Annotated in this window: 20 protein-coding genes and 1 pseudogene; 6 read left to right on the plus strand and 15 right to left on the minus strand. The window is 54.2% G+C overall.

From position 1 onward, the window contains the following. Window positions 1–23: 23 nt before the first annotated feature. Genes rsmD through AC9UEO_RS00965 form a run of 3 tightly spaced genes read right to left on the minus strand, consistent with a single transcriptional unit; the run spans window position 24 to window position 3,273 of the window. Complete coding sequence (gene rsmD / locus AC9UEO_RS00955; RefSeq protein WP_509528699.1) at window positions 24–581, minus strand: 16S rRNA (guanine(966)-N(2))-methyltransferase RsmD; 558 nt, start codon at window positions 579–581, stop codon at window positions 24–26. Beyond that, window positions 578–1,897 (minus strand): M16 family metallopeptidase, encoded by a 1,320-nt coding sequence (locus AC9UEO_RS00960; protein ID WP_509528702.1) that lies wholly within the window; start codon window positions 1,895–1,897, stop codon window positions 578–580. Before AC9UEO_RS00960 ends, rsmD begins: the two co-directional genes overlap by 4 nt. Then, on the minus strand, window positions 1,894–3,273 hold the full coding sequence (locus AC9UEO_RS00965; protein ID WP_509529084.1) for a M16 family metallopeptidase: 1,380 nt from the start codon (window positions 3,271–3,273) through the stop codon (window positions 1,894–1,896). The genes AC9UEO_RS00960 and AC9UEO_RS00965 overlap by 4 nt, the downstream gene beginning before the upstream one ends. A gap of 113 nt (window positions 3,274–3,386) precedes the next feature. Here AC9UEO_RS00965 and ftsY point away from each other — a divergent pair, with 113 nt between their 5' ends. Genes ftsY through rpoH form a run of 5 tightly spaced genes read left to right on the plus strand, consistent with a single transcriptional unit; the run spans window position 3,387 to window position 7,915 of the window. Next, on the plus strand, window positions 3,387–4,388 hold the full coding sequence (gene ftsY, locus AC9UEO_RS00970) for a signal recognition particle-docking protein FtsY (RefSeq protein ID WP_509528704.1): 1,002 nt from the start codon (window positions 3,387–3,389) through the stop codon (window positions 4,386–4,388). A gap of 17 nt (window positions 4,389–4,405) precedes the next feature. After that, window positions 4,406–4,615, plus strand: a complete 210-nt coding sequence (locus AC9UEO_RS00975; protein WP_509528706.1) for an Mpo1-like protein — start codon at window positions 4,406–4,408, stop codon at window positions 4,613–4,615. Window positions 4,616–4,626: 11 nt separating this feature from the next. Beyond that, window positions 4,627–5,619 carry an aminoglycoside phosphotransferase family protein gene (locus AC9UEO_RS00980; protein WP_509528708.1) on the plus strand — a complete coding sequence of 331 codons (993 nt, stop codon included), beginning with the start codon at window positions 4,627–4,629 and terminating at the stop codon, window positions 5,617–5,619. Beyond that, entirely contained in the window at window positions 5,619–6,920 is a 1,302-nt protein-coding gene (gene eno / locus AC9UEO_RS00985; RefSeq protein ID WP_509528710.1) for a phosphopyruvate hydratase, read from the plus strand. The genes AC9UEO_RS00980 and eno overlap by 1 nt, the downstream gene beginning before the upstream one ends. Before the next feature lie 56 nt (window positions 6,921–6,976). Next, window positions 6,977–7,915: an RNA polymerase sigma factor RpoH gene (gene rpoH / locus AC9UEO_RS00990; RefSeq protein ID WP_509528713.1), complete on the plus strand. Its 939-nt coding sequence runs from the start codon at window positions 6,977–6,979 to the stop codon at window positions 7,913–7,915. Here the strand turns inward: rpoH and AC9UEO_RS00995 are convergent. The 5 genes from AC9UEO_RS00995 to AC9UEO_RS01015 are packed head-to-tail and all read right to left on the minus strand — an operon-like array spanning window position 7,908 to window position 11,906. Next, window positions 7,908–8,480, minus strand: a complete 573-nt coding sequence (locus tag AC9UEO_RS00995) for an SCO family protein (protein ID WP_509528715.1) — start codon at window positions 8,478–8,480, stop codon at window positions 7,908–7,910. The genes rpoH and AC9UEO_RS00995 overlap by 8 nt on opposite strands. Then, entirely contained in the window at window positions 8,477–9,379 is a 903-nt protein-coding gene (gene cyoE / locus AC9UEO_RS01000; protein ID WP_509528717.1) for a heme o synthase, read from the minus strand. The genes AC9UEO_RS00995 and cyoE overlap by 4 nt, the downstream gene beginning before the upstream one ends. Next, window positions 9,376–10,509, minus strand: coding sequence for a COX15/CtaA family protein (locus tag AC9UEO_RS01005; protein WP_509528720.1), 1,134 nt, complete (start codon window positions 10,507–10,509; stop codon window positions 9,376–9,378). Before AC9UEO_RS01005 ends, cyoE begins: the two co-directional genes overlap by 4 nt. A gap of 4 nt (window positions 10,510–10,513) precedes the next feature. Further along, entirely contained in the window at window positions 10,514–11,209 is a 696-nt protein-coding gene (locus AC9UEO_RS01010; protein WP_509528722.1) for a redox-active disulfide-containing membrane protein, read from the minus strand. After that, complete coding sequence (locus AC9UEO_RS01015) at window positions 11,190–11,906, minus strand: SURF1 family protein (protein ID WP_509528725.1); 717 nt, start codon at window positions 11,904–11,906, stop codon at window positions 11,190–11,192. Before AC9UEO_RS01015 ends, AC9UEO_RS01010 begins: the two co-directional genes overlap by 20 nt. Window positions 11,907–11,972: 66 nt before the next feature. On the opposite strand from AC9UEO_RS01015, the gene AC9UEO_RS01020 reads away from it, so the two are divergent. Beyond that, on the plus strand, window positions 11,973–12,203 hold the full coding sequence (locus AC9UEO_RS01020; protein WP_509528728.1) for a twin transmembrane helix small protein: 231 nt from the start codon (window positions 11,973–11,975) through the stop codon (window positions 12,201–12,203). A gap of 51 nt (window positions 12,204–12,254) precedes the next feature. On the opposite strand, the gene AC9UEO_RS01025 is transcribed toward AC9UEO_RS01020, so the two are convergent. The 7 genes and pseudogenes from AC9UEO_RS01025 to AC9UEO_RS01055 form a co-directional block, all read right to left on the minus strand. After that, the gene (locus AC9UEO_RS01025) at window positions 12,255–13,136 is read right to left on the minus strand and encodes a cytochrome c oxidase subunit 3 (protein WP_509528731.1); all 882 of its coding nucleotides are present in this window, start codon (window positions 13,134–13,136) and stop codon (window positions 12,255–12,257) included. 11 nt (window positions 13,137–13,147) lie between these two features. Then, window positions 13,148–13,375 (minus strand): DUF2970 domain-containing protein, encoded by a 228-nt coding sequence (locus AC9UEO_RS01030; protein ID WP_509528733.1) that lies wholly within the window; start codon window positions 13,373–13,375, stop codon window positions 13,148–13,150. Further along, window positions 13,372–13,977, minus strand: coding sequence for a cytochrome c oxidase assembly protein (locus AC9UEO_RS01035; protein ID WP_509528735.1), 606 nt, complete (start codon window positions 13,975–13,977; stop codon window positions 13,372–13,374). Before AC9UEO_RS01035 ends, AC9UEO_RS01030 begins: the two co-directional genes overlap by 4 nt. Before the next feature lie 9 nt (window positions 13,978–13,986). Then, entirely contained in the window at window positions 13,987–14,097 is a 111-nt protein-coding gene (locus tag AC9UEO_RS01040) for a cytochrome oxidase small assembly protein (RefSeq protein ID WP_509529086.1), read from the minus strand. 26 nt (window positions 14,098–14,123) lie between these two features. Then, window positions 14,124–15,752, minus strand: a complete 1,629-nt coding sequence (ctaD, locus tag AC9UEO_RS01045; RefSeq protein WP_509528738.1) for a cytochrome c oxidase subunit I — start codon at window positions 15,750–15,752, stop codon at window positions 14,124–14,126. A gap of 26 nt (window positions 15,753–15,778) precedes the next feature. Next, entirely contained in the window at window positions 15,779–16,891 is a 1,113-nt protein-coding gene (coxB, locus tag AC9UEO_RS01050; RefSeq protein ID WP_509529089.1) for a cytochrome c oxidase subunit II, read from the minus strand. 147 nt (window positions 16,892–17,038) lie between these two features. Continuing rightward, window positions 17,039–17,313 (minus strand): annotated as a pseudogene (locus tag AC9UEO_RS01055) (biotin synthase); the annotation flags it as partial.

A 17,313-nucleotide genomic window follows, 5' to 3' on the forward strand; every position in this document is an offset into this window, starting at 1 on the left:
CTAGGCGCGAACGGTTCGGGGCATTATGCCGCTGGCTTTAACAAGTGGGCGTGCACAGCGCCAGCCTTCAAATGTTTGGCTACGCACAAGCCCCAAGCGCTGACATCGTCATTGCCCCATACCTTGGCTGCTTCAAGGTAAATCAGCCCCGAAGGTTTGATACAAGCCGCCGCCGCCGCCAATGCCATCGGGTACTGGGGAAAGTCGTAGGGTGGGTCTAAAAACACCAAATCCATGCTTTGAGGTGCTTGTTGTCTCAGGGTCGATAAGCCATCGCCGCGTACCAAGCGCAGTTGGTGGGCACCCAGCTTGGCTTGGCTTTTCGCCATGGCTTCGATGCACACAGCATTCGTATCGCACAGCAACACATGGGCTGCCCCTCGAGAAGCGGCTTCAAACCCCAGCGCACCGGTTCCCGCAAATGCATCTACGCAATGCCAACCGCTCAGGTCTTGCCCCAGCCAGTTGAACAAGGTTTCGCGTACGCGGTCGGGTGTGGGGCGCAGCTCCACCCCGCGCGGCAAAGGCAGCTTACTGCGCTTCCACTCGCCGCCAATGATGCGTACCTCGCCTGGTTTCAAGGCTTGGCACCCAAAATGACAGTCACCATGCGCTCGGGCTGCAAATTACGGGCAAAAGCTTGCTGAATCTGGGTGGCTGTGATTTTGTTAATTTCAGCAGACCAAGTGTCCAAATAGTCCAGCGGCAAATCAAACCAAGCGATATTGCTGAGGTTGTCCAGCAGTTTGCGGTTGCTGTCCAAGCGCAGCGCAAAGCCACCAATCATGAAGTCCTTGGCAGCTTGTACCTCTTGCTCGCTGGGGCCGTTGCGCACAAAGTCACTCAACACATCTGTGGCCACTTGTACCGCTTGGGCCGCTTGGTCAGGGCGGGTTTGCAAACCCACCGAGAATGCTCCCGCATGCTGACCGGGCGAGAAATAGCTGTAAACGCTGTAGCTCAAGCCCCGTTTTTCACGCACCTGTTCGGTCAGGCGTGATACAAAACCGCCGCCGCCCAAGATGTAATTTCCTAAGGTCAGGGCAAAGAAATCGGGATGCTGACGCGGGATGCCAGGCTGGCCGATAAACACATGGGCTTGGGCAGACTCAAAAGGAATTCGCAGCGTGATGGCCTCTTTCAAAGGCGACACCTCAGGCACTTTTGGCAGTTGGGGGCATGAAGCGGTTCGAGGTAAACCGCTGAGCAACTGGTTCAACAAACGCTCTGTTTGCGCTCGGTTAACTGCACCCACCACGCTGATCTTGGCTTGGCAAAGCAATAGATGGCGCGACACAAACTGCGCCATGGCGGTGGTGTCAATGCGTCGCAGGCTGGCCTCGTCAATCTCAGCGCCATAAGGGTGCTTACCAAACACGGCTTGGTTAAAGGCCTTGCCGGCTTGCGTGGCAGGCTTGGTATTGGATTCACGGATCGTGGCAACCCAACGCTCACGCTCGCTTAGCCATACTTCGGAGGGGAAACTGGGGGCGGCCAACTGCCTTGCCGCCAAAGCCACGGCCGCGTCAAGCAACTCGGGGCGGGTCAGGCTACGCAAGGAAAAGCTCATGCGGTCGTTGCCAGCGTTGGCGTTGACCATGGCACCCAAATCGGCCCATGCTTCGCCCAATTGGTTTTCATCCATGGCAGGCTGGCCATTTGCCGCCTTGATACCTTTGGCCATCATGCGACCTGTGGCTGTGGCCAATCCCGATTGCCCACTGGGGTCGCGGCGCGAACCAGCGTCAAATTCGATTTCCACATCCACCATGGGAATACCAGGTGCTTCCACCAGATATACCTTGGCACCCGTGGCCATGGTCCAGTGTTGAATAGGGATACCAGCCCATGAAGCCATAGGCACAAGACATACAAACAACCATGCAAAACGTTTCATCGTGTGGCCTCCCCATGGCGCGAACCAGCGACAGGTTTGCGCGGAAAAGCCCTCGCCCCTGCTTGCGGCAACAAGGTGGCCACCGTCAATGTATCGTCACCAAAATACTTGGCCGCCACGGCTTGCACATGGGCGGGGGTGATTTTGCTCAAGCTGTCCATCAAGCGGTCCGCACTGTCCAAAGGCATGCCTTCAATCCAGCTGCTACCCAGCTCACGGGCTTGGTTAAATATCGAATCACGTTGGTAAACATTGGACGCCATCCACTGCGCTTTGACACGGCGCATCTCTGCTTCGCTCACGCCTTCTTTGGCAATTTTAGAAATTTGGGCACGCAAAGCGGCTTCCAGTTGCTCGGGCGTTTTGCCTTTGGCAGGCACCGCGTCCAGCATGAAGACCTGCGGGCCACGCCCGCTCATGGTGTTGGAAGCGCCTGCACTGTCAGCCAAGCGCCCTTCGCCTTGCGCCAAGGCGCGGTCTAGGCGAGCACCACTGTAGCCATCCAAAACCGCTGCCAACAAGGTGAGCGCCAGTGCGTCGCGGTTGTCGTCCGTAGCGTCAAAGCCAGAGAAGTTGGGCACTTTCCATGACAAGGCGAGATAGGCTTGGTCAGCAGGTGCCTTCACCAGCACACGGCGAGTGCCGATTTGGGTTGGCTCTTCACGAGGCTTGCGCTGGGGCACCACGCCTGCGGGAATTTGCCCGTAGGTGGTTTCGGCCAATCGCTTGACCTCGGCCACATTCACGTCTCCCACCACCACAATGGCGGCGTTGGCGGGAACATACCAGCGGCGGTAGAAGTCACGTGCGTCTTGCGGCGTCATGGCGTCCAAGTCGTTCATCCACCCAATGATGGGGCGGCGGTAGGGCGAGGCCACAAACTGAGTGGCGTAGAGTTGCTCGTACATCAACATGCGCGGCGAGTCTTCGGTGCGCATACGCCGCTCTTCTTTCACCACCTCAATCTCTTTGGTGAACTCCACGTCTGGCCACTGGTTGTTGGCGAAACGATCAGCTTCCAGCGCCATGACTTCTGGCAAACGATTGGCCGGAATTTGCTGGTAATAGCCGGTGTAATCCTTATTGGTAAAAGCGTTTTCACGCCCACCCAAAGCGGCCACTCGGCGGGAAAACTCGCCTTGCTTGACCTTGGCAGTGCCTTTGAAGAGCATATGTTCCAACACATGGGCGACGCCCGACACGCCATCGACCTCGTCCATGGAACCCACCCTGACCCACAGCATGTGTACCGCCGTAGGCGCTCGTTTGTCCACCTTGACGATCAGCGTCATGCCATTTGGCAAGGTGAATTCTTGAGCCTCGGGGGGTGTTTGCGCCAAGGCAGGACGCAGGGCCAACAACAGCGTCAGCCCCATGAGACACCGTTTGGCGTTGAGTGCAAGAGCTCGGAATAAGGGTTTCATAGAATGGCTTTAACTCAAGCCCGCCCCATGGCGAGCAACCCGTCATTCTAGAAACCCTGGCCCACATGTTCAGTCTGTTCAAACGAAAGACCCCAGCGCCGACCGCCTTGCCCAAGCAAGAGCCTTCGGCCTCGCAAGTTGCCGCCCAAACATGGCTGGGTCGTTTGCGCAGCAGTTTGCAGCGCACTGGCAGCAGCATCGCAGGGGTGTTTGTTGGCAAAGTCATCGATGACGCACTTTACGAAGAGCTTGAATCCGCATTGCTGATGGCTGATGCCGGCATGCCCGCCACCCAAGCCGTGTTGCACGCTTTGAAGTTACGCGTCAAAGCCAGCGGCAGCACCCAACCCCAACAAGTCAAAGCGCTGCTAACCGAGGTGCTGACCGAGGTGCTGCTTCCCCTGCAAGGCGAGTTGTCGCTGGACGCACACAAACCTACCGTCATCATGGTGGCAGGTGTCAATGGGGCAGGCAAAACCACCACTATTGGCAAACTCACCCGCCACTTAAGCGATGCAGGTTTGAGTGTTTTGCTGGCCGCGGCTGACACCTTTCGCGCCGCCGCCAAAGAGCAGTTATTGGTATGGGCTGACCGCAATCAGGTTGACATCATCAGTCAAGACCAAGGCGACCCCGCTGCAGTCAGCTTTGACGCAGTAACAGCAGGCAAAGCCCGAGGCCGTGATGTGGTGTTGATTGACACGGCAGGACGCTTGCCCACCCAGTTGCACCTGATGGACGAGCTGAAAAAAATTCAACGTGTCATCCAAAAAGCCGATGTTTCTTCACCCCATGAGGTGTTGTTGGTGATTGACGGCAACACAGGGCAAAACGCCTTGGCGCAGGTCAAGGCGTTTGACGAAGCGCTAGGCCTCACAGGCTTGATCGTTACCAAACTGGATGGCACTGCCAAAGGTGGTGTGCTGGCCGCCATCGCTTTATGGGCGCAGCAACGCCCAACACCTAGCGCTAAGAAGCTCAAGGTGTATTTCATCGGCATTGGCGAAAAGCTGGAAGACCTTCAGGCTTTCAACGCCGAGGAATTTGCCCAAGCACTGATCAGCTGAATTTGCAGGAGAACCTTATGGACACCGTGAATGAGCGCATCCACTTCATCGCTATTGCGCTCATCATGCTCAGCCTGATTATTTTTGTGTGTGCCTGGGTGTTGCAGTTCATCGGCCACAAATTAGAGGGTAAAAAACCGTCCTTCTTCGAAGATGTGCAATACCTGTGGGTGGGGCCGCTGTTTGTGTTGCGCCCCTTGCTCCAAAAATTAGCCGTCTCTTGGTAAGGCTTAGCAGATTGGCCAATTCCTTTCCCGAATTGATTGCGCCCTTGCAACGCATGGGGCTGCTACTGCCCCATGAAGAGCTCACGTTCACTCCCTTGACCGGCGGCGTCTCGTCCCTCATCGTGCGGGTGGACAGCCCTAGGCAAAGCTTTTGCCTCAAACGTGCTTTGCCTCAGCTGAAAGTGGCAGCACTGTGGGAAGCGCCGGTCAAGCGCAACCGCGACGAAGTGGCATGGCTGCGCTTTGCTGCCCAACACCTGCCAAACGCGGTTCCTGCGCTGTTGGGTGAGGACGAAACCGACTGCGTATTTGCCATGGCTTATTTGGAGCCTCAAGACCATCCCGTTTGGAAAAACCAGTTGCAAGGTGGTGTGGTCAGCATCAACACGGCTCAGCAGGTAGCGCGGTGTCTGGCGACTTGGCATAAAGCCAGTGCCCACAATGCTGCACTGGCACAGGGCTTTGACCATGACGCGGATTTCATCGCCATTCGCCTCGACCCCTACTTCAACGCCACCGCCTTGCGCCATCCTGATTGCGCCGACGCTTTGCACGGCTTGGTGCAACAAACCCTGTTGCACAAACACGCCTTGGTGCATGGCGACGTCAGTCCCAAAAATATCTTGGTTGGTCCTCAAGGCCCCGTCTTTTTGGATGCCGAATGCGCTTGGTATGGCGACCCTGCTTTCGATTTGGCCTTTGTGCTCAACCATTTGCTGCTCAAATGCTTGTGGAGGCCCGAACATCATGCGGCTTACTTGGCAAGCTTTGATGCATTGGCACAGACCTATTTATCAGCGGTAAGCTGGGAAGACCGAGCCGACCTTGAAGCACGAACCTGCGCCCTGCTGGCAGGCATGTTGTTGGCACGGGTGGATGGCAAGTCACCTGTCGAATACATCACCACCGAAGCACAGCGTGAGCAGGTGCGATGCTTTGCCAAACCCTTTTTACTGCAACCCGCAGCCCTTTTGCAGACCCTGCGCCAACACTGGACACTTTGATGAGCACCACGATTCAACACCTTCATGCCCGTCGAATTTGGGACTCCCGCGGTCGCCCCACAGTGGAAGTCGATGTGCAACTGAGCAACGGTGCTTTGGGGCGAGGCGTGGCACCCGCTGGCGCTTCTCGCGGCAGCCGCGAAGCACTGGAGTTGCGCGATGGCGGCCCCACACTTGGTGGCTTGGATGTCAGCCAAGCTGTGGCCCAAGTCAATGGCCCGATTGCCCAAGCCTTGCTGGGCATGGATGCCCGAGAGCAAGCCAAGATCGACCACACCTTGATCGCGTTGGACGGCACGCCTTTGAAAAGCCGTTTGGGTGCCAATGCCACCATCGCCACCTCGCTGGCGGTGTTGCAAGCTGCAGCGGCCAGCGAACACCTGCCTTTATGGCGTTACTTGGCAGGCGACAAGCCTGTGCGCCTGCCGCTGCCTGAAATTCAAATCTTTGGCGGCGGTGCCCACGCGGGGCGGCGGGTCGATATTCAAGACTTTTTGGTCATGCCCGTGGGGGCACACAGTTTTGATGAAGCGCTGGTGATGGTGGCCAATGTTTACCATGCGGCTGGCAAGCTGATGGCAGCGGCAGGTAAGCTCGCTGGCGTGGCTGATGAAGGCGGTTGGTGGCCCTCCTTTGACTCTAATGAGGAAGCACTGCAAACCCTGACCCGCGCCATCGACGCAGCCGGTTACAACTACGATCAGGTAGCGATTTCGCTCGACATTGCCGCCTCCGAGTTTGGCCGAGCCGGCGCCTACAAGCTCGGCTTGGAGCACCAAAAATTTGACAGCGAAGCGTGGCTAGAGGTCTTGCTGGGCTGGGTGAACAAATACCCCATCCTCTCGGTAGAAGACCCGTTTGCCGAGGGAGACACCGCCGGAATGCAGGCGTTCACTAACGCGGTAGGCCAACGAATTCAGGTGGTAGGCGATGATTATTTGGTCACCCAAGCCAGTTTGGTAGCCCAAGCCATCCAAGACAAAGCCTGCAATGCAGTGTTGCTCAAACCCAACCAAATTGGCACCATCACCGAGACCCTGCAAGCCATGGACGTGGCTCGGGCGGCGGGCTGGGGCATGGTGGTTTCAGCACGCTCGGGTGAAACCGAGGACACCGCCATCGTCCACTTGGCCACCGGCTGGGACACGGGACAACTGAAAGTCGGCTCGTTTGCACGTTCAGAGCGCATGGCCAAATGGAATGAGGGCCTACGAATTGAAGAGGCCATGGGGGGGAAAGCGTTGTTTGCAGGAAAACAAGGCCTCCCTGAGATCCTCAGGGTTAACCCGAAAAAAGTTTAGCACTCTACTAAAGAGAGTGCTAATATAGGGCTATCGCGTCTTATAGGAGACCTCAAATGACTGCTTTAAGCCTCTCAAGCCAATCAACGGTTGCTACCAATCCATGGGCCTTGGTGCCCCCACTCGGCAATATTGAAGCCTATATATCTGCGGCGAACCGCCTGCCCATGCTCACTTTGGAACAAGAACAAGCTTTTGCTCGCCGCCTCAAAGAACACAACGACTTGGATGCTGCCGGAAAGTTGATTTTGTCGCATCTGCGCTTGGTGGTGTCTATTTCTCGCCAATATATGGGTTACGGCCTGCCCCATGCTGACCTGATTCAAGAAGGCAATGTGGGTTTGATGAAGGCGGTCAAGCGTTTCGACCCCGACCAAGGTGTGCGCTTGGTCAGCTACGCCATGCATTGGATTAAGGCTGAAATTCACGAATACATCATTAAAAACTGGCGTATGGTCAAACTCGCCACCACCAAGGCACAGCGCAAACTGTTTTTCAATCTGCGCTCGATGAAGCAAGGCTTTCGTGCCCAAGCTGGCGAAGACCACGAAGCTTCACGCCGCGATGGTTTGAACGATGAGCAAATTGACATCATCGCCAAAGACCTGAATGTCAAGCGCGAGGAAGTGATTGAAATGGAAGCGCGTATGGCTGGCGGCGACGTCTTGCTGGACCCCGTGTCCACCGACGACGGCGAAGACGCCTTTGGCCCCATCGCCTACTTGGCCGATGCCCACCACGAACCCACGGCCATGATTGAAGCGCATCAGCGCGAGGTGTTGTCGAGCGACGGCATCATGCAAGCGCTTGATGTGCTGGACGAACGCAGCCGTCGCATCGTGGAAGAGCGTTGGCTCAAAGTGAACGACGACAACTCGGGCGGCATGACACTGCACGAATTGGCTGCCGAATACGGCGTGAGCGCGGAGCGTATCCGCCAAATCGAAGTGGCGGCCATGAAGAAAATGAAAGCTGCTTTGCTGGAATTTACTTAAGCAGTTGCTGAATGTCGGCGGTCAACGCCGGCACACCCAGCCCATAGCGGGCATACAGGCGCAAGCGACCCTCGACGTCATAAATATAGGTACCCGCCGAATGGTCTAGGGTGTAGTTGGCAGACTTGGCGCCCTCCACCTTTTTGTAATAAATCTTGAAGTCCTTGGCCAAGGCTGGCAGTGCATCCAAGCTGGGCACCAGCGCCACAAAACTGGGATCAAAGTTCCCCATATAGGCTTGGAGAAGTTCGGGCGTGTCACGCTCTGGGTCAAGGGTAATGAAGATGGCTTGCAACTTTTCCCCCTGCACACCCAAGTCGTGCTTGACTTGCACCATTTCACTCAAAGTGGTGGGGCAAAAATCAGGGCACTGGGTATAGCCAAAAAACACCATTACCACTTTGCCTTTGAAGTCAGCCAAGCTTCGCGCCTGACCCAACTGATCGGGCAAGCTAAAGCCTTTTGCATAATCTGCGCCAGTCAGGTCGATAGACTGAAAAGTTGGTTTTTCCGGCGAACACGCCATCAAGGCCAACAACATCAAAAAGCCTGCGATACGTCTCATACAGTTCCTGGCAAATAGTGGTCGATCAACAAAGCAGCAAACAACAAGCTCAAGTGATAGAGCGAAAACCGAAAAGTTTTACGCGCCAACTCATCCGAATAGTTGCGCCAAAGCGCCCACGCATAGGCGCAAAACATCACGCTGAGAATGGTTGCGCTGACAAGGTAAAACCAGCCGCTCATGCGGTAGACAAAGGGCATCAAACAAGCCGCCAACAACACAAAGGTGTAGAGCAAGATTTGTAAACGGGTGAACTCATTGCCATGCGTCACCGGCAGCATGGGCAAGCCGGATTTACGGTAATCCTCCACGCGGTAAAGCGCCAAAGCCCAAAAATGCGGTGGTGTCCATAAAAAAATGATCAGGCACAAAATCAAGGACTCGGGGCTGACCTCACCGGTCATGGCAGCCCAACCCAACACCGGCGGCATGGCGCCTGAAGCACCGCCAATAACAATGTTTTGCGGCGTCAGTGGCTTCAAGATAACGGTGTAAACGATGGCGTAGCCCACAAAGGTGGCAAAGGTCAGCCACATAGTCAAGGGGTTGACCCAGATGAACAAAATGGCCGATCCCAACAAACACAACACAGCTGAAAACAGCAAGGTATCGCGGTCACTTAACTCGCCTTTGGCGGTGGGTCGCCAAGAGGTGCGCTTCATGCGAGCGTCAATGGCTTTTTCCACAATGCAATTGAAAGCTGCGGCTGCACCCGAGACAAACCAAATGCCCAAACACGCAATGGCACCCAATTGAACATCCGCCCACGATGGCACGCCTGGAATGGCCAACACCATGCCAATGAGGGCACAAAACACAATGAGTTGAATCACGCGGGGTTTGGTCAGGGCATTGAACTGCTGCCAACGCAAAGGCATAAAAGTAGAAAGCGCTCTCATAAATCAGGCCTCGAAAAAGTCGTGGCGATGTGCCCTGAAGGTCGGGACTCGGAGATGCCCAATGCCCAGCTTAACAATAACAGCAGGCCTGCAGCGCTGGCTGTATGCAACAAGGCAGCTAGCAAGGGCCAACCCAGTACCGCATTGGAAATGCCGGTGATAAATTGCAACAACACCAATAGCCAAAGACCACGTGCTTGGGTAGACAAGCCATGCCGGTACAACAAAAAAGAAGACCACAGCAGCAATGCAGCCACAGGCATAGCGTGCCATCGGTGGGTAAAGTGAATGGCGGTCAAGGCTTGGAATGGCAATGCTTGACCATCACCATCCAGCCCCAAGGAGCGCCATAAGTCAAAGCCTTTGTCAAAATTCATCTCGGGCCACCAAGCGCCTTGGCAAAGAGGGTAAGTATTGCAGGCCATGACTGCGTAATTTGAGCTGACCCAAGCACCCAAGACAATTTGCAGCAACAACAAAGCCCAAGATGCCATCAACCATCCTCGCACAGACTTTGGCAGAGATATGCGGGACTCGGCCCAATGTGCATGGCGCTGACGCAGCAATTGCATCAACAAGATCACCAATAACAACATGCCACCCATCAAATGCAAGCTGACAATAGCAGGAAACAATTTCATGGTGACGGTCAAAGCACCAAAAGCACCTTGCACACATACCCACACCAAGCTGAGTGTGGACCAAGCCCACACCGAACGGTCCCGCTTCCACGAAAACGCTGCCAAGGTGAGTATCAGTACGCCCACCGTCATGGCCAAATAGCGATGAATCATTTCTATCCATGCTTTGCTCAAAGTCACAGGTCCTGTGGGCAAGGCTGTTTGGGCGGTTTCTATCGCTTCACTCGCTCCCAAGGGTGAGGCATGGCCATAGCAGCCAGGCCAATCGGGGCATCCCAAACCCGAGTCACTCAGGCGAGTGAAGGAGCCAAAGAGCACCAAATCAAAACACAAAAAAAGGCTTAAAGCGGTGAGCTGGTGAACACGTTGTGGCACATCATGATGGCGATGGCGCAACCACACCCAAGCCAATGGCCCCATGGCCACGACGGCCGCCAACAGCAGCAATTTGAAAATGGGGCCAAGGTTGAAAAGTGCGACTTCTTGCATAAGCTCAGCGCCCTGCTTTGTCCCAAGACACGGAAGCGCGCAGCAGGCGCTCCCAATCTTTACGCATCTTGGGGGCTTGATCGATTTGCAAATGCGCTGAAAAACGCATCATCCAATCGCCATTGGGATCGACCAAGTACAAGTGATCTTGTAGCTGCTTGCCCGCAAGCGGCGCCAGCCATTGGGCTATGTCGGCCTGAGGCACACGCAAGACAATGGCATCTTGTAAGCCCGATAACAAGGCAGCGTCCACCGGCGCATCGTCGCTGACCAGCCATACCCAATCGGTGCGGTCTCGGTCACGCCCCAAGGCGGCACGGGTTTGTCGTTGTAAAAACAGGTTTTGCTGGCACTCGGTAGTACAAGCACCACCTGCCACACTGATCAACAACCACTGGTTCTTAAGACTGCTGAGCGCCACGGTTTGGCCTTTGATGTCCTTGGCTTGCAGGTCTGGCATGGCAACGACTGGCAATATCAACTCGCCAAAACTGCGCAAACTTTGTGGTCGCAACACATAAAAGGTCAGGTATGAGGCGATGACAGGTGCAGCACATACCAGCAAGACCAACAACATGCGCAAGCGCCCGCTAGCGGTTTGCCTTGCATTGGCATTCGCGACTGCGCCAGGTTCGGGCAAGTCATACACCGTTAAACCTAATGGCTTGGACTCAAAAGAGTCAGCTTTGTTGTCGACCATATCGGTAGTCTTTAATCCATTGAAACCAGAGGTAAAGAAATGCCAACAGCGCACTGAGGGCAAACCATTGGAAAGCGTAAGCCTTGTTTTTGTCTGCGCTCAAACCCACTAGGGGCCAATCGCGCTGCAGGCCGTCCCCTTCGGGGCCAGTTTGCACCACCAAACTCAGCACATTGTCTTGCACCAGCGACTGCATCTGCGCTGGGTTCAAATTTGCCCTTATGGGCGATGGGTTGCCCCCCGCCTCGGGTTGGTCAGAACGCAATTCAAATATTTGCGACAAAGCAGGGGCAATACGGGCATCGATGGTCACCCCAATGGCAGGAGTGGACAGCGACGGGACTTTGCGCGGGTCTAAGGGGTCACGCTCCACCCATCCGCGCTGCACCCACACTACTTGCCCTGCTTGCACACGCAAGGGCGTCATCACCCAAAACCCCACCCGTCCATGATGGGCGCGGTTATCTAAGAAAACAGTTTTATCGTTCAGCCACTCGCCTTGCAAAGACACCCGTCTATGGGTTTGCCCCCAAGATGTGGGGTCGGTTTGAAGCTGAGCCAAGTTCAGCGGTGGCAATTGGGCTTGTCGCTCGATGGCTTGCTGTAGGTGGGTTTTTTGCTCGGCCCGCCAGAGTTGCCAAAACCCCAGACGCATGGTCAAGCCCACACAAAGCGCAGCCAACAAGAACCAAGCCAAGCGGTTTGACCAAGAAGCTCGAGGAGGGGGCGAAGCGACTTGAGAAGTCAACGGATAATCGCTTTCATGACTTTTTTCATTGCATTGGCCTTTTTAGGCATTTTGGCCAGCCTAGCCGCAGCATTGTTCTTCATGGTTCGCAACAGACCTGAAAACGATGACTCCCCCAAAACATCCCCCATGGCCAAAGCACTGGCCTTTCGCATTGGTATTTCTGTGGTGTTGTTCATCAGCATTTTGCTGTCTTGGAAAATGGGGTGGATTCACCCGACTGGCATTCCTTTGACACCAGCCTAAGGCTTGAAACAAAAGGGCCGCTAAAGCGGCCCTTGTCTGATGGCGAGAACTTCAGAGCCAGTACACCAAGATGTAAAGGCCCAGCCACACCACATCCACAAAGTGCCAATACCAAGCAGCACCTTCAAAGCCAAAATGCTTTTCAGGGGTGAAATGGCCTTTTTGCAAGCGCAAGGTGATGAAGAGCAACATCAGCATGCCCAAGAAGACGTGAAAGCCATGAAAACCGGTCAGCATGAAGAAGGTAGAGCCATACAGACCCGAGGTGAGTTTGAGGTTCAAATCGTTGTAAGCATGAAAGTATTCATAGCCTTGAACAAAAAGGAAAACCAGACCTAGCGCAACAGTCAGCCACATGAAGCTGATGGTTTTAGCGCGTTGGTTGGCAATCAAAGCGTGATGGGCAATGGTCAGGGTCACGCCAGAACTCAACAACAAAGCGGTGTTAATGGTGGGCAGCCAAAACGGCGTCATGGTTTGGAAGGGCTCAATGATGCCCGCAGGCGAGGCAGTCACGCCAGCGGCAACACTTGGCCAAACAGCTTTGAAGTCGGGCCAAAGCAAGGCGTTATCTAGGCTGCCCAACATGGGAACCGAATGCACACGCGCCCACCACAAAGCGGAGAAAAATGCGCCAAAAAACATGACTTCGGAGAAGATAAACCAGCTCATGCTCCAGCGAAATGAGAGATCGATCTTGCGCCCGTAAAGACCAGACTCGCTCTCAGAAACAGCTGCGCTGAACCACTTGAAGAGAATGACAAGCCAAATCACCATGCCCAACAGCAAGCAGTATTTACCCCAACTCACATCGTTGATCCACTGACTGGCACCTAGGATGACAAAGAACAAACCCAATGAGGTCAGCGCCGGGAACGGCGAAGGCTCGGGTACGTAATAGTGTGGCGTACTGCCGTGGGACGTGCTGCTCATCTCGACTCCTTTTATTTCGCAACCACCAGATTGACCACAACAATCAATCCGATCACAAACAACAGACCACCCACCAAACCCACCCCTAAAACATGCAAGGGCGTGATGTGGGCCAAGTCTTCCTGAAATTCACTGTTTTTTCGAATACCAATAAATGACCAAGAAACAGCCACGATAGAGCGCCAAAGTGGCCGCTTGACCACTGAAGGCTTTTCAAGCGTTGATGTGTCTGTACTCATGAGCCTACCTTAGTGAGAGGAACTACCAGTGCGGCACTGGGGGCAGGCGGTGTGCTGCTGCCTACTTCAAAGAAGGTGTAGGACAAAGTGATGGTGGTCACATCTTTGGACAATTTTTTATCGACCACGAACACCACGGGCCATTGCTTTTTTTCACCAGGTGCCAAGGTGTATTGGTTAAAGCAAAAACACTCTACTTTGTTGAAATGGGCCGCCGCTTGGTGTGGCGCGTAACTGGGAATGGCCTGTGCCGACATGGTACGGTCTTGGACGTTTTGAAACTCGTACATCACCGTGGCCATTTCGCCTGGGTGCACCTGAACCGAGTTTTGCATGGGCTTGAAATGCCAAGGCCCACGTGCATTGGCATCAAACTCCACGGTGATGGTGCGACTTGTATCAATTTGGCTGTTTTGTGGCGAAGCCATACGAGCATTACCTGAACCAGGCAATTCTTTTTCGCCTAAAGCCAAAATATTGATGCCTGTGGCTTCACAAATCGCCAAATACAAAGGCACCAAGGCATAGCCAAAACCAAACATAGCCAAAGTCACCACGACAAGTTTGCGCAGCATCAGCAGGTTGGTGTGGCGCAGGCCCATGGCGTCGGCTTAATGGTTAAGAAAGGTGATTTTGGCCACTACACCCAAGAAGAAAACCACCGCCACCGAGGCCAAAATCAGGCCAAGGCGCAGGTTACTTTTTTTCTGTTCAGGCGTCATGGCTGAAGAGGACAGGCTGCTGTTCATCAAGCCACGATGCGGGTAGCGTCGCTGTTGAGTTTGGGCGGTGTCTCGAAAGTATGGAAAGGTGCGGGTGAAGGCACTTCCCACTCCAAACCTTCGGCTGCTTCCCAAGGACGCTGAGGTGCTGGCTCGCCCTTGCCACGCATGGTGGGCAGCACGACAAAGAAGAAGAAATATACCTGCGCAAAACCGAAGGCAAACCCACCGACAGAGGCCAATGCGTTGAAGTCAGCAAACTGCATGGGGTAGTCAGCATAACGACGGGGCATACCCGCCAAGCCCAAGAAGTGCATGGGGAAGAAAGTGACGTTAAATGAAATGAGGGTCCACCAAAAGTGAATCTTGCCGCGGGTTTCGTTGTACATCACGCCAGTCCATTTGGGCGACCAGTAGTAGTAGCCAGCGAACATGGTGAACAAAGAACCTGCCACCAACACATAGTGGAAATGCGCCACCACGTAATAGCCGTCTTGCAGTTGCAAGTCGATGGGAGCCATAGCCAAGATCAGGCCGGTGAAACCACCCATGGTGAACACGAAGATGAAGCCCACGGCAAACAACATGGGGGTTTCAAACGTCATGGAGCCTTTCCACATGGTAGCGATCCAGTTGAACACCTTCACGCCCGTAGGCACAGAGATGAGCATGGTCGCGTACATGAAGAACAACTGGCCAGTGACTGGCATACCGGTGGTGTACATGTGGTGCGCCCAGACGATGAACGACAAAATCGCAATCGATGACGTAGCGTAAACCATGGAGGCATAGCCAAACAATTTTTTACGCGAAAAAGCAGGAATGATTTGGCTGATGATGCCAAACGCCGGCAAGATCATGATGTACACCTCGGGGTGACCAAAGAACCAGAAGATGTGCTGGAACATGACGGGATCACCACCCGCTGCGGGGTTAAAGAAAGTGGTGCCAAAGTGACGGTCAGTCAAGGTCATGGTGATGGCGCCAGCCAACACAGGCATTACAGCAATTAACAAATAAGCGGTGATCAACCAAGTCCACACAAACATGGGCATCTTCATCAAGGTCATGCCAGGAGCACGCATGTTCAAAATGGTTACGATGATGTTGATGGAACCCATGATGGACGAAGCGCCCAAAAGGTGCAGCGCAAAAATCCCTGCGTCCATGGAGGGACCCATTTGCAGGCTCAAAGGTGCGTAAATCGTCCAGCCGCCAGCGGGGGCGCCACCAGGCATGAAGAAAGAACCCGCCAGCATCAGTGCAGCAGGAATCATCAACCAGAAGCTGAAGTTGTTCATGCGAGCAAAGGCCATGTCAGCAGCGCCAATTTGCAGCGGGATCATCCAGTTGGCAAATCCCACAAAGGCCGGCATGATGGCACCAAACACCATGATCAGGCCATGCATGGTGGTGAGTTGGTTGAACAACTCGGGGTTGACCAATTGCAAGCCTGGCTTGAACAACTCAGCGCGAATACCCAGCGCCAAAATGCCACCAATGATGAGCATGGTGAAGGCAAACAACAGGTAAAGCGTACCAATGTCTTTGTGATTGGTCGCATAGACCCAACGGCGCCAGCCGTGAGGTGCACCGTGGTGGTCATCGTGTGCATGGTCGGCCCCGTGGCCATGGGGGTGAAGTACAGCGCTCATAGAAGATTCCTTCGATTTAAACGGGGTTACTGACGGGCAGCAAGCACTTCGGCGGGCTGAACCATTTGTCCGGTCTTGTTCGACCAATTATTTTTGGTGAAGCTGATGACGGCAGCAATTTCGCTGTCAGACAGTTGCTTCCATGCGGGCATGGTCAGGTTGTTTTGACCGTTGAGCAAGACTTTGATCTGCTTGGTTTTGTCCGAGTCCAACACCACTGCCGCACCGTCGAGGGGCTTGATAGGGCCCATGCCCTTGCCATTGGGTTGGTGACAAGCTTGGCAATTGGCCGCATAGACTTTTTCGCCTTTTTGCATGAGGTCAGCCATGGACCAGACTTTGTTGGGGTCGTCTTGTTTGGCAGCCAGCTTTTTGTTTTGCTCAGCCACCCATGCGGTGTACTCTTGGGCACTCACCACTTTGACATGGATGGGCATATAGGCGTGTTCTTTGCCGCACAGTTCTTGGCATTGGCCATGGAAGTCGCCAGTTTTTTCAGCACGGAACCAAGTGTCTCGCACAAATCCAGGGATGGCATCTTGTTTGATACCAAAGGAGTTGACTGCAAAAGAGTGAATCACGTCATTTGAGGTAGTGATGATTCGCACCTTTTGGTTAACAGGCACCACCAAGGGGTTGTCAACTTTGAGCAAATAGTCATCGGTGGGCTCGGGTTTACCGCTGTTGGACATCTCGCGTTGGGCATTGTCCAAGGTAGAGATAAAGCCAATGCCTTCGCCTTCGCCTTTGATGTAGTCGTAACCCCATTTCCACTGATAACCCGTGGCTTTGATGGTGAGGTCTGCGTTGGAGGTGTCTTTGCTGGCCACCACCGCTTTGGTTGCAGGCAGCGCCATCAAGATGACAATGATAAACGGCACCACGGTCCAAGCTATTTCAACTTTCAGCGACTCATGAAAAGATGCCGCTTTGTGTCCCACCGATTTGCGGTGCTTCCAAATAGAATAGAACATGACACCAAACACCGCCACAAAAATCACCGTGCAGATGATCAGCATGAACCAGTGCAACCAAACTTGCTCTTCTGCAATTTTGGTAACGGGTGGGTGCAGGTTCAATTGACGCACTGCGGGGCCGCCGGGTAAATCATTGACCGCCCAAGCCATGGTGGAAGCCATGGCAAACAAGGCAATGCTTGCCTTTTCAAATTTTTTATAAATGTTGTTCATCATGTTTGTAAAGATTCAACAAGGGGTGAAACCATCAAAACCGCACGATTCTAACCACCCCAGCTCTTATGAAGCCTGACACCAATCTTTCATACTTTATTCTTGGCGTTGACTGGGCAGCTTAGATCGCAAATCCTGCACCGAAATGTGCACTGTGTCCAAAGATAAAGCTTTGGCTGTGGCTTTGAAAGCATGGCCATAAATAACCTCAAAATTCAATGCCAATCGTCCCGAACTTTGTGGGGATATCAACCCCTGCTCTATGCCCTTATGCAAGCTTGTCAACCAGCTTTTGCCGCGAAGACCAGAAAACCTTTGAGGGTGTAAATTGCGTCCCAAGGTGCGCAACTCTGCCAGCAAAGACGGGGCGT

The sequence above is a fragment of the Limnohabitans sp. genome (genome assembly GCF_040401495.1).
In the GTDB taxonomy this organism is placed as follows: Bacteria; Pseudomonadota; Gammaproteobacteria; order Burkholderiales; family Burkholderiaceae_C; genus Limnohabitans.